Genomic DNA, 13,089 nt, shown 5'->3' with positions numbered 1-13,089 from the left:
CACCTTTCTTGTTTGCATGGTTGATTCGACACTTCCATGATACCAAACAAGCAAGGTGTTTTTTGTCAATACGGACAAATTTATTGGATTTCTTCTTACTGCCTCAAGGGATTAAGCTGATATTCCAGGTGCGAAAGTTGAGTAATTTATTAAGGAAGCCGCAAAAATTAAAATTATATAAATAAGTAACGAAATGATTACCCGCACCATTGGTACAACGCCATCACGAATAGATGTAGCATTTGCAAAATATGCAATAGAGTTCAATTCACTTAACCAAGTATTTTGAGGGTGCCAATAAGGAAATTGTCTAACTACAAGTTCTCTACTTAATGATAATGGAAGAAATTTGGAGATATGTGGGAACATTTTCGTGAGGTATAAATATTCGTAAATTTGATATGTAATTCCAAGAATCAATGCTGATACTTGACTCTTCAGTAATAATTTTAGACCGTATCCTATTAGGGCCCAAAAATTCATAAAAAAAATCGCAAATATAAACATAGTCATACTATGCAGAAACATATTAAAAGGTGTATACTCTTCCACTTTTAGCCCCATAATAAGTTCAGATAAGAAAGTAACAAAAATAATTATCACTAAGTTGTAGAATGAATTTATAAATATTTCCTTTAAATTATTTCTGAATTTTATTTTTACGTCTGTAATAATAATACCGATGACAAATGATAAAATACTTAAAAAAATCAACATATGATTTACTGTTTGAATAATCACGAGATTAGGTGATAACCAATATAAATAATTAACATTTTCATTCAGACGTCCAGCAATTTTTGCGTCTTTGTAAATCAAGAAAAACATACATATACTTAATATAGCAAAAATTATGCTTATATATACTTTTTTTCGATTATGGATAAATTGATTCAAGATAACACCTTCTTTATTCTACTTATATAGACTCTAATTGGTTAAAGGCCGCCCGAGATTCGGATACGAAACACGCTTGGCTATCAGAGGCCAAGGAAAAAGCAAGGCCTTTCTGAAACTGGCAAAAGTCATCCATCTCATCTAATCAGCGTCCGTGGAAGTGTCAAAGCTTACAATCCGCCTAAGAAGTCTTCATGGAAGAAATGTTTCACTGGGATTGACAAACAGTCACTAGATAAAAGAAGAGACAGGCGTTCTTCAAAAAACTCGCCTGCCTCGCGGATATTAACGGATTACGTCTGAATCTGCAAACGGATTTGTCCACCAATTAAGTGTGTAGAATTCCATATAACCACTGGCATCGTACCAAACTTCCTTGGGACCAGTGGAAGAATATTGATGTTGTAAAGAACCTGTAGGATGATAGGTGGCATTTACTAGACCATAAGTAGTTGTATCTGACGACGATGAACCGTCATCCCATTCAACATTGACACTAACAGAGTTTATAGGAAAGTATGCATCATAACCCCAATCCAAATCAGCTAACTTTGAACCAATGGGAACCAAATCAATAGTACATAACCCACCATTACCTGGTTGATTTGCAACCTCAGTGTGGATTTCACCTGGTTCTTGAGGTACGGAATAATTCAATTGTGATTTTTCTTTTGCAAAAGCTTGGGTGACCGGTAACATTGAAATAACCATAAACGCAGTTAAAGCCATTGCTATTCCTTTACGCATCTGAACACCGCTTTCTTCATAAGATAGAATAGATTTAGTTATAAAAAATCTATCCTTCTACCATAAATTACATATTGCAAATCACGCCAATTATCTTTTTTTTGTAAATAAAATGTAAATTTTTCATTATATTGCGAGATAGATTATGAATCTAACGGTAAGTACCGTGACCAATTCCCTTTTGTGTTCATGATTTCTTCAAGTTCCCACCTTCTTTCAAGACAATAAAATGGAGCAACCGATCAGGCAGCTCCTCTGAATCTCTTTGGTATGAGTTTTTGCTTTTTTAGCTAACCCCGCTTCGAAAAAAGTATGATTTAAGTGGCTCAATCGAAAAATCAGTGGTTGATATTTTCAGCCAGATAAGCGATGCCAATTACATTCGACTAAAACACCGGCTTTGTAGCATTCACGATTACATATAAAGTAGTGTCTCCGCTGATAGGCTTTAATACGATTATGCCGCCCTTCTACCGTAGCATTCGTCCAGCGGCAAAGATGGTATTTGATGATGTCATTCTGCCAATTACGCATGGTCTTCAAGGTACTCTGAGCGGATTCATGATCCATGTTCTCGCCTTGCTGAAGCCAAAGGTGAAAGCTAGCAATGGCTACCTGAACATTCGGGGAGTACTCGTACCAGTGGGAAAACGCTTCTTTCCACTCCCAAACCTTGCGTAGCAGAGTAGAGAAGGCAAACAGGGCGTTTAGCCGGATCTTGCTCTTTTCAGAAAGACTGTCACCTGGAGGATTGTGAGTAGCCGGTTGGTCCCTTTTCAAGATTGCCTTAGCCTGAGGAGCAAGCCTGTGCTGGACCGACTTCCGGACAACCTGGATACTTTCAATAACATAGCCGTGAACGTGGAAACGGTCTGCAATGCGAATCGTATCCGGAAAACATTCGCTGATCCACGTGTGGTGCATCTGGGCCAAATCCATGACGATGGCTTTGGGCTTCAGCGAAAGAAAGTCGGGGTGCGTACGAGCATAAGCACGCAAATCCTCCAATTTGCGTCCAGCCAGTACATCCAGCAGGGTTTCGCCCCGAAGATTTTGAATGCCGGTATTGTACGTATGTCCTTATTTTCCGGGAACGGGAACCGAGGCGGCTGTGACTTCGTCTAATCCAGTGAGGTGAACACATTGAATTTCGATGAACTGAAAGATGCAGACCATATGGACGAAGATACGCTTCGGGCTGTAATGGAGCGTTTCGGCGGCGACGTCTGGAATTATATCTACTATTTGACGTCAAGCTGCGAGCAGGCGGATGGGCTGGCGCAGGAAGTGTTTGTGAAATGCTATTACCGCATCGAAACGTACCGGGGAGGGTCTTCCTTTCAAACCTGGCTGTTCTCTATTGCCCGCAACGCCGTGTTCTCCTACCGAAAATCCCGTTTTTTCAAAGCAAGTCTGTGGGGAGATTTCACTGCGCTGCCGGATCGAACGGAAAAGATCGGGGTGAACGCAGGCGGAGGAATGGTAGTTGCCGCTTCGGCGGAGATGCAATATTTTAGCAGCATGCATGTCAATGAAATCTGGGATGTGATTATGAAACTGCCTGCAGGCTTTCGTGAAGCGCTTGTGCTCGATTTGAAATATGGAATGTCGGCAAAAGATATCGCGGAACTCACCGGCTGGTCGCAGGGAACTGTCAAATCGAGGCTTCACCGTGCCCGCCGCAAGGTTCAATCCAAGCTGAAGGAGATGGAATAATGGACAACAAGCCGAAATGGTATGAACAGGCGGGACGAGGCCCTTTTGAAAAGAACGGATTTACGGCGGAGCATGCGGAGAATGTGATTCGCACCATCCGCGAGGGCCAGCCTCAAGCGGCCCGGGAACGCGTCAGACGCCGGTATGCGGGGGTTGCTGCTGCGGCATGCATTGCGCTGACCATCGCCGGACTGGGCTGGACGGTGGGGGATGGCCCATTCTCGGGCTACCGGGGAACGGATAACGTTTCTTCAACTGCTTCGGGAGTGGTCAAGGAAGCGGACATGAGGAATACGGCCGATAAGGCGATGCGGGATATGCTGGGCACCTCTTTTCCTCTGGAATACGCTGACCACCTATCGAAAAAGAAGCAGATGCTCTATTCGTACCGAAGCGGATACAACACCGCCAAAATTTGGATCAGTACGGAAACGGGGGAAATGGTACAGGCGCAGGTGAACAGTTCGCTTAAACCCGGGGAGATCGATAAGAAATTAAGTGATGGAGCCAGAGTTGCGCTGGCGAGTTTGGGGTATAAAGGAAGCTTCGCTTATTCCGCCTCCCGTTATGTCGATTATGATGCTGCCCGAGACAAGTCGGTGGCTATTCATACCACTTTATCAGCAAAAGATGCTACGGTCGGCCTTATTAACGGAAAGATTGCGGAATTTAGTTGCGAAATAGACGTCGGAACCCTAGACCCTGAAGTGGTGGAAGCGGGGATTAAAGCGCTACAGATCATGAACAAAAACAGTAAAAATCCTTCTCTGACCGGAGCCTCCCTCGTGGTTAAAGGAACAGAGGATTTGCTGACGCTGCGTTTCAGCGGCGAGGCATCCGTTACGATGGACAACAGGGTCCGGGTTATCTACGGGGCGAGCGATCATGCTCTGTTCGACGGGAAGGCAGGCTCCGCTTCGGTACAGGCCGAGCGGGACAAACAACTGCTGGCTGTAAGTGAGCAGAAGCTGCGGTTGGAGGTAGAAACTCTGGCTTCGGCCTACGACTTAAATCTTGCGCTTGAGGATTATCAATTCAAGAAAAATCCGAAAGCTCCCGGTATCGCCACATTTACCAAGCCGGGAGTTCCGGCTATCACGATTTCCTACAACATCTCAGGAGAGATATGGAGTTTTTTGGTTGATACTCTAAAATAATATTTCGCGGCTACCCAAAGGCCAGTAGCTGCATCCGTCCGCATACCGTATTAACGGGTTAACTAGCCTTAGACGCAAGTCCCCCGCTCACCGCCGCTTCGCCAAAGCCGCAATCTCCCGGCTGTTCAGGATGGAACTGTCCGCGCCGTGGACGGCGGACCGGATCATCGCCTGCCCCAGCTCCTTTAATGTGACAACATGGCCGGGGAGGAGGACACGCAGCGCCGGGTATAGCCAAGTTAAAGCGTAGTAATAGCGATGGGTGTTCTTCAAGCCTTTGGTCGGATGAATATAGCCCGGGCGATACATGTAGGCCGATTTGAAGGGCAGGCTCAGCAGTTGGTTCTCGGTCTTGCCCTTCACCCGGGCCCACATGCTCCGGCCCCGTTCGGAGCTGTCAGTGCCTTCCCCCGAAACGTAGCAGAACACCATTCCCGGATTCAATCCGGCGAGCAGCTCCGCCGCATGAAGCGTCAAGTCGTAGGTAAGCCGAGTGTATTCTGCCTCGCTTTTTCCGACAGAAGACACACCCAGGCAAAAGAAACAGGCGTCATAGCCCGCAAGCCGTTCCTGAATGGGCGTAAAGTCGAACCAATCGGTATGGATGATTTCCTTCAGCTTGGGATGGGACATGCCGGAGGGTCTGCGGTTGACCGCAAGCACCCTCTTCCACCTCGGGATGCAGCAGGCATTCATGCAGGACGCCTTCCCCGACCATGCCCGTGGCGCCAGTAACGATCACCTTGATCGGGGTAACGGCAGGCGCTTTCCTATTTTCCATGAGTATTCCGCTCCTTTGACGTTTCTGTTAATCGTTTAATTTAAGTACCCTGGCGATATTCTCGCAGGTTCGTTCGACGTTTTGCGAACCCTCCGCCAGCAGCTTCTCCAGGCCGGATGCGCCCGGAACGATACCGAATACCGCATCAATGCCTTCCGCATACAGGGTATCGATTCCTTCTCCAACATATCCGGCAATGGCAATCACCTTCTTGCCGCTTTCTTTGGCTGTCCGGGCTACCCCATAAGGGGTTTTGCCGAACTTGGTCTGAAAATCAATGCCGCCTTCCCCTGTGAACACAAGATCCGCATCAGCCAGCTTTTGTCTTAAACCGGTATACTCGATGACAATCTCGATGCCTTTCCGCAGCTCCGCCTGTGTAAAAATCAGCAGGCCCGCGCCCAAACCGCCGGCCGCGCCAGCTCCCGGGATATCCCGCACATCTTTATGGAGCTGCTGTTTCACGACCTCTGCATAATGGGCAAGGTTGGCATCAAGCCTGCGCACCATCTCGGGCGTGGCTCCTTTTTGCGGGCCAAACACATAAGAGGCGCCATGTTCCCCGCAGAGCGGATTCGTAACATCGCAGGCCACAATCAGCTCCGTATGGCGAAGCCGTTCATCAGGCGAAGAAATATCAATGCTTGCCAGCCTGTCCAGATCGCCTCCCCCTCGGGGAAGAAGATTCCCTTTCTCGTCCAGAAATTTGGCTCCAAGCGCTTCAGCCATGCCTGTGCCGCCGTCGTTCGTCGCGCTTCCCCCGATGCCGATGATAATTTTCCGGATTCCTTGATCCAGACATTCTCGAATCAGCTCGCCCGTTCCATAAGTTGTTGTGGTCAAAGGATTTTTGGTTTCCTTGGTCACCAGATGAATTCCGCTTGCGGACGCCATCTCAATTGCCGCGGTTGTCCCGTCGCCTAGAATGCCATACTTGGCTGTGACCGGCTGTCCGAGCGGTCCCGTAACTTCTACATAATGGATTTGTCCGCCCGAGGCATCCACAAGCGACTGTACCGTTCCTTCACCGCCATCCGCCATCGGGACATGAATATAATTAGCCGCCGGATAGACCTTCCGCAGCCCTTTTTCCATTGCGATACATACTTCTTTGGCCGTCATACTCTCTTTAAAGGAATCCGGCGCCAGCACAAATGTTTTCTCGCTCATCTTCTCACCCCATGTTTAATTTTAAACGTTTGGCTGCGCAATGCGTCAAATCCAAGCGGATATACGAACCGCCTTTGAGGTTCGCTATATTTTGACTATAATGGGTATTAAACGAATTTTACAAATAAGAGGGGTAAGCATGAACGAAAAAAATAAAGGGGCTGCCGGCCGGTTCTATACCGTGTCCGCGCTGCTCGTGCTGAAGCTGCTGCTGCTGCGGATGCTGTTCTTCGACCGGATCGCTTGGGAGTGGGTCCTGGCCGATGCCGCGCCGGTGCTGCTGCTGATGGGAATCTTGGCCGTGGTGGTGCCTTCCATGGCGAAGAACGCCGCATTCTGGATTTTCAACGGCTTGCTGTCGCTGCTGCTGTTCGCCGCAAGCGTATATTTCAATCATTTCGGCTCGGTGCCGACTTATCTGGCTCTGTATGAGCTGAACCAGGTATTTGAGATCAGGGACAGTGTCAAGTCGACGATTCAGCTTGTCGATTATTTGTTCTTTGCGGACATTGCGGTGTACGTGATTTACCGCTTGTTCCGCAGATGGAAGCCGGCCCCGAGAGACATGCGCTCGGCCTACGCTCCGCCGAAACATCGAGGCGTGTATTTGGTCGTGCTTCTGGTCTCCATAATCGGAGGCGCTTCGTTGTCCGCCTATACGATTCATGCTTCGGCGGGAATCACGAACGAACTGGTGCAGGCGGAAAGTGCGGGCTTCCTGAATTACGAAGTCGTCGCCGCCATCCGGGAGCGGCAGAACAGCGAACTGGTCGGCACCGGCAATATCAAGGATACGATCGCCAAGGTTGGCGCGCTTGAGGCCTCCTACAACTATGGAGGAGCGCCGTCCGGCACGCCTTCCGCCGACTACTATGGTTCCATGAAGGGCAAGAATGTCATTGTCGTGCAGATGGAGGCTTTTCAGAACTTCCCGCTGCATCAGTCGCTGAATGGGCAGGAGCTTACGCCGAATCTGAATAAGCTGGCGGATGAAGGGCTTTATTTTCCCCATATCTTTCAGCAGATTGGTCCGGGCAACACATCGGATGCCGAATTTATGAGCAATACGTCCATCTATCCCATCGGAACGCTGGCCATGTCCACAGGTTTCGGGGACCGGACGCTGCCTAGCCTTCCACGCGTGCTGGAGAACAAAGGATACGAATCCTATACCTTCCATGTCAACAAGGTGGGCTTCTGGAACCGGAAGGAGCTTTATGCGGCCATAGGATTCAACGGTTATTATGACAAGCCGTATTATAAGAATGATCTTTTCAACGCTTTCGGCGCTTCGGATGAACAATTGTACATTACGGGAGTGCAGAAGCTGGCCGAGCTGAAGAGGAAAGGGACGCCTTTTTACGCCCAGTTCGTCACTGCCTCAAGCCATCACCCTTTTCAGGTTCCGGATGCGTTCAAGAAGATAACCGTACCGGATAATCTCAAGGGAACGATGCTCGGCGATTATCTGACCGCGATTAACTATACCGATTATGCCATCGGCACGCTGATTGACGGATTGAAGCAAAACGGACTGTGGGACAGCACGCTGCTGGTGTTCTACGGCGACCATTTCGGCCTTCAGCCGCAGGACGTCCCGCCGGAGCAGGTGGAAGGCGCGCTTGGAGTCAAATACGATTCCCGGATCAGCCGGTTCAATATTCCGCTTATTATTCACATGCCCGGCTCGGAGCGGGGGAAGACGGTCGAACGGACGGGGGGGCAGCTTGATATTATGCCGACCCTGGCCAATCTGCTGGGCATATCGCTGAAAAGGGAAGGGGTTACGCCGTTCGGACACGACCTGCTGAATATCCGCCGCAATGTGCTTGGGATGAGGTACTATTTGCCGTCAGGTTCTTTTTTCAACGACGATATAATGTTCGTTCCGGGCAAGAGCTTTCAGGACGGCGAGGCCGTTTCGCTGAAGACGCTCCGGCCGGTCGCCGATTTTGCCAAGTATGAACAAGACTACAAGTATATTTTGCAATGGATGAGTCTGTCCGACGAATATGTGAAGCTGCTGCCGAAACGTTAGCAGTCCGGCAAAGAGGCTGAACGATGAAGAAGAAGCTGGGAGAGAAATTATAATGAAACGATGGTTTAAACCGCATGTTCTGGCGACGGCGGCGGGCTTCGGCCTGCTGCTCGGCCTGCTGTTCCTCGGGCCATTTATTGGAGTGGCCGACAACGGCGACTTTCTGCGAATGATGAACACGATCGGATTGAATTATTACAACGCATCGGAAACTTATCAAGACCGCTTTTTCAGCTACAGCCATTCCCGGTTTGCGTACGAGAATCTGTTCAGGGGGTTCTACCCCTCATCGCAGATTTTCCTCGTGCTGGTGCCGAGGCTGCTTGGCGGCCTGTTCCATGGAAGCTGGTTCGACATCCGGCTGCTGGCTGCGGTGTATGGTATTCTGCTGCTCGCGGCGACCTGGCTGCTGGTCAAACATAACGCCCGCGGCTCTTATATCACGGGGCTGCTGCTGGCGGGAGCGCTGCTGTTCGTCTTTTACGATATCGGCTATCTCGCGTATTTCAATTCGCTGTTCGGTGAGCCGGTCTCGCTCGTATTCATGCTGCTGACTTTCGCGCTGGGACTCAGGCTTGCTTTCAAGGAGAATCGGGAGGTCAAGGACTTGTGGCTCTTCTTTGTGGCAATCTTCTTCCTGACCTGCTCCAAAATCCAGAATGCGCCCACCGGCGTCGCCTTCGCGTTGATCTTTCTGCGGTTCGCGTCGCTACAGGGGGCTACGGGCTTCCGCAAAGCGGCGATACGCTTCTCTATCGCAATCTTTCTTATTTCCGTCATCATGTACGCCGCCGCTCCCAAGGATTTGAAGCATATCAACCTGTATCAGACGGTATTTTACGGTATTCTGAACGGTTCGCCGGATGTGAAAGGGGACCTTAAGGAGCTGGGGCTGCCTGAAAGATTGGAGGTGCTGGCGGGCACTAACTATTTCGAGAGCGGCACGGCGATTAAACAGGATGACCCTTCGCTCGTCCCCGATTTTTACAGCCGGATTTCCCACAAGGATGTGCTGCTGTTCTATCTGAAGCATCCCGGCCGTCTGCTGAATAACATGCGTTACGCGGCAGCGAACAGTATGACGATTCGCCCTTCGTATCTCGGGAATTTCGAGAAAGCGGACAATAAGCCGCCGGGCGCTCTCGCCTATACCTACAGTGCATGGAGCCAGCTTAAAAGTAATGTGCTGCCGCATAGTCTGGGATTCCTTGCCTTGTTCTACGCTGTTTACTACGCCGGGGCGTTGTATGAGTACCTGCGAAGCGCGGACCGGCGGCAGCGGGTGGCTTGCGAGCTGATGATGCTGCTCGGACTACTTGGCATCTTTGCGTTCCTCGTGCCGATCCTCGGCGATGGCCGCGCGGATATCGGGAAGCATTTGTTTCTGTTCAATGTCTGCTTCGACATGATGGCCGTCACGATGCTCGTCTGGGTAGTCCGGAAGCTGACTGGACTTAGCTTCCGGCGCGTCAATTATAATTGACGCGTACAACTCCAAAAGCCGTGACGGCTGTGCGTCACGGCTTTTTTTCACCGACATCTGATATGCACCATGTAAAAGAACCGGGTCAATAATAGTATTTGGATACTCGCTCATACAGCTCTACCAGCTTTGGAAATACGCCCAGCTCTTTGACCGCGGCGATATCTTCGTTGACCGCTTTCTCTTCTTCATACCAGGATGCCGGGCGGGCAAGGGGCAGCGCGACTGAATTATTGTACCGAAGGCTTGCGATCATCAGGTCAAACGTCTGGTTCAGGTAATGATGCAAAGACTGGAACCGGTTCTTGTATATCGCCCGGATATTGTTGTAATCCAACAAATAATCGTTAAGGCCAGGCAGGGTCACAAAATCTGGCACCATGGTTAGAACGAATAATTTGATCTCTATCTCATGAGGATACTTTTCACAAAGTTTAATGAAATTCCAGCGGGCATCGATGTGGTTATTTGAAGAAACCGGATGCTCCTGGTGGTAGTTAACCAACGCGTCATCATGGATAAATATCGCTCCATTTCGGGCAGCGCGGTATCCGAGCTCCCAGTCCTCCCAACCGAATCCCTCTAAATATTCGTCGAATCCGCCTAGCTCATCATAGAAACGTTTGGTCATCGAGACATTATTCGTGATCAGATTTATCCAGGCGTATTGAAATAGTTTAAATCTGCTGCCATAGGTTTGCAGGATGTTCTCAAAGAATTCATTCTGATTGCTCCACTGGTTAAGGTGCCCGGGATCAAACATCATTTCAAAGGGGAGCAGCTGCACCGGCGTCTCGTCTCCCTGTATCAGCCGCTCTACGATCGGCGCGGCGATCGGGTGAGCGGCATACAATGAGCTTATTGCCGCCTTCTGTCCGGAAGAATAACCGGGACCGGTCATCGTATACAGGAGTCTTGAACGCATGGCCCCGGATACAACCTTGTTTTCTCCGCTTTGATGGTGGTTGACATGGTTCATCACAAAGTCGGGCCCGCATATCATCTCGGCATCCACAAAGAGCAGGGTATGGCCAACGGCAATGCTGGTGCCGATGTTGCGGATTTTGGATCTTCCTCTGCTCTTAAGCTGCTGCACATAAATGAACGAGTATTCCGGATACACCGAGTAATAAACGACAGGCGTTTGATCGGTAGAGCCATCATCCAGAAAAATAACCTCCAGCTGCTGAAGCGGGAATTGCTGCCGCTCCAGACTCAGCAGGGAGAAGTAGTTCAAAGGGCAGCGGTTATAGGAAGGCATAATTACGCTGGCTGCAAAGGTTCTTTTGATCCCGCTGATAACCGAAATGCCTCTGCTCGGATCGCGGTAGAAATAGAGGCCGGCCTCTTCTCCGTCCAGCTTCGAGAACATGCAAGCTCGAATCTCTTTCTCGCTCCGGGCCGTCGACCATAAGCGAAACTCCCTGACCTGACCCTTAAAAGTGCCGTACATATGTCCTCCGAGGCCGAGAGAGGGAATAATCCGTTCGACATTGGTGGCCTTGCTTTCTCCCTTTAATCCGATTCCGTTAATATACAGCCGCAGCTTCTTGTTGTCGCAAACGACGGCAACGTGCTGCCATTCCGAGAAATCATGCGCAAAGACGAGCCTTGCGGGAAGATGATTTACGCAATGTTCGAACACCGAGATTCCGTTCGTACCCACGGAGATTCCGCAGCCCGCAGCTCCCACCGGGTGGAAATCCGGTCCCACCAAAAACTTTCTTCCGCCTATGCCGTCCGTCCCTGTATTCCGTTCTTCATCCAGAATTTGTTCCTCTTCCGCTTTTACCCAGAATTCATAAGTAAAGGTATTGCTGATTTCGCAGGTTCTCTGAAACTTAATCCATTCGCTGCCATCAAAATGCAGTGTACTTCCTTCATACATGAACAATTCCTCCTATTTTCACCATTACTCTGAGATGGCTAATTGATACAGATAGAGATAGCTGTCGACCATTTTGGATACCGAAAAACTTACCTCGACATGGTATCTTAATTGATCGGGGTGATAGGGGGCTTGATAATAATAAAGTTTTTCTGCCATTTGTTCGATTGAGTCACACATCATCTCGGGGAAGGGCTCCAGTATTTCCGGAACGGCGCCCTTCGAGAGCGCAAGTACTGGAGTCCCGCAGGCCATCGCCTCAATCAGTACAAGCCCGAACGGTTCCGCCCACTGAATGGGAAAGAGAAGGCATTTGGCGTGCTTTAACAAATCCTGGCGAATTCTTCCGCCGACCGGGCCGACATATTGGAGCAGGGGATTGCAGTTCAATCGGGGAGAAATCTCCTGGTAAAACAGTTCTTCATCATGGATCGGTCCTGCTATGATGAGCCGCTGTCCGGTCATTTCCGCAAGATCCATCGCTTCGAGAATTCCTTTTTCCCGGACCACTCTGCCCATAAAGAGCAGATAATCATCTTTGTCATAGCTGAACTCATACTCTTCAGGAACAATACCGTTGTGCACATCAAATCCGTATCCGCCGCCTATCGATTCCCTGGCGTTTCGGCTTACATAGATTGGAAAATAAACGGGGTTGTAGACAGGCAGATGAATGGTATGCACTAACGGAACATTGACTCCAACACGGCTAATCGCAGAATCAAAGGTATGGTCATGGATAATGTCGATGTCTTGCGGCAGATTTTCTCTTATATAAGAGCCGATGGCATCATCTCCGTAAAACGGGTAGTTGATTACGGTTCCCCAAATATGGCTTCCGGATGGAGCAAAGAGAATGACTTCATGTCCCCTCCGGGCCAACTCTTGGGAAAGTTCATAGATTATGCGTTCCGTTCCTCCATCTCTGAGGGGAGGGACTGTTTCATGATTTGGCGCAACTTGCAGAATTCTCATGGAGAACCCTCCTAACTAAGCGTTGTATATGGACTAAGACATCATATGAATTCCGTTTCGCAACTGCATACGGAGTCCGCCTATAATCTGAATAATCCTTCTGCCCAACCTGGCCAAAATATGCGGATTCCCCGGTTCAATTGTCCATAGCTATAATCCTTCCGCAGGAATCTATTGTAAGTGGAGGAGATGTGGAGGGAGAACCATGATCAAATCGAATGGATGGATGTGTTGAAC

The 13,089-nt window shown here is 49.3% G+C and carries 10 protein-coding genes and 1 pseudogene; 4 read left to right on the top strand and 7 right to left on the bottom strand.

The features are described from left to right. Positions 1–111: 111 nt before the first annotated feature. The 3 genes and pseudogenes from PUR_RS20525 to PUR_RS20515 form a co-directional block, all read right to left on the bottom strand. On the bottom strand, positions 112–897 hold the full coding sequence (locus tag PUR_RS20525) for a hypothetical protein (protein WP_179036838.1): 786 nt from the start codon (positions 895–897) through the stop codon (positions 112–114). 285 nt (positions 898–1,182) lie between these two features. Next, on the bottom strand, positions 1,183–1,644 hold the full coding sequence (locus PUR_RS20520) for a hypothetical protein (RefSeq protein ID WP_232101587.1): 462 nt from the start codon (positions 1,642–1,644) through the stop codon (positions 1,183–1,185). Between the two features lie 354 nt (positions 1,645–1,998). Beyond that, positions 1,999–2,724: pseudogene (locus tag PUR_RS20515) on the bottom strand (ISL3 family transposase); the annotation flags it as partial. Positions 2,725–2,778: 54 nt separating this feature from the next. Here PUR_RS20515 and PUR_RS20510 point away from each other — a divergent pair. Next, complete coding sequence (locus tag PUR_RS20510) at positions 2,779–3,360, top strand: RNA polymerase sigma factor (protein ID WP_442953735.1); 582 nt, start codon at positions 2,779–2,781, stop codon at positions 3,358–3,360. Continuing rightward, a complete protein-coding gene (locus tag PUR_RS20505; RefSeq protein WP_179036836.1) occupies positions 3,360–4,517 on the top strand; it encodes a hypothetical protein in 1,158 nt (385 codons plus the stop codon). The genes PUR_RS20510 and PUR_RS20505 overlap by 1 nt, the downstream gene beginning before the upstream one ends. An 87-nt stretch (positions 4,518–4,604) precedes the next feature. Here PUR_RS20505 and PUR_RS20500 read toward each other — a convergent pair whose 3' ends face one another. Continuing rightward, complete coding sequence (locus tag PUR_RS20500; RefSeq protein ID WP_232101585.1) at positions 4,605–5,213, bottom strand: Rossmann-fold NAD(P)-binding domain-containing protein; 609 nt, start codon at positions 5,211–5,213, stop codon at positions 4,605–4,607. 112 nt (positions 5,214–5,325) lie between these two features. Next, positions 5,326–6,468: a glycerate kinase gene (locus PUR_RS20495; RefSeq protein ID WP_179036835.1), complete on the bottom strand. Its 1,143-nt coding sequence runs from the start codon at positions 6,466–6,468 to the stop codon at positions 5,326–5,328. A gap of 139 nt (positions 6,469–6,607) precedes the next feature. Between PUR_RS20495 and PUR_RS20490 the strand changes: the two genes are divergently transcribed. Together PUR_RS20490 and wsfD are read left to right on the top strand one after the other, a co-directional pair. Next, a complete protein-coding gene (locus PUR_RS20490) occupies positions 6,608–8,506 on the top strand; it encodes an LTA synthase family protein (protein WP_232101584.1) in 1,899 nt (632 codons plus the stop codon). A 52-nt stretch (positions 8,507–8,558) separates the two neighbouring features. Next, complete coding sequence (gene wsfD, locus PUR_RS20485) at positions 8,559–9,989, top strand: glycan biosynthesis hexose transferase WsfD (RefSeq protein WP_179036834.1); 1,431 nt, start codon at positions 8,559–8,561, stop codon at positions 9,987–9,989. Between the two features lie 85 nt (positions 9,990–10,074). On the opposite strand, the gene PUR_RS20480 is transcribed toward wsfD, so the two are convergent. Then, the gene (locus tag PUR_RS20480; RefSeq protein ID WP_179036833.1) at positions 10,075–11,877 is read right to left on the bottom strand and encodes a glycosyltransferase; all 1,803 of its coding nucleotides are present in this window, start codon (positions 11,875–11,877) and stop codon (positions 10,075–10,077) included. Between the two features lie 24 nt (positions 11,878–11,901). Beyond that, entirely contained in the window at positions 11,902–12,852 is a 951-nt protein-coding gene (locus tag PUR_RS20475; protein ID WP_179036832.1) for a glycosyltransferase, read from the bottom strand. Positions 12,853–13,089: the final 237 nt, after the last annotated feature.

The organism is Paenibacillus sp. URB8-2 (assembly GCF_013393385.1).
GTDB lineage: Bacteria > Bacillota > Bacilli > Paenibacillales > Paenibacillaceae > Paenibacillus_AQ.
This window is presented reverse-complemented; position numbering and strand designations above follow the sequence as displayed.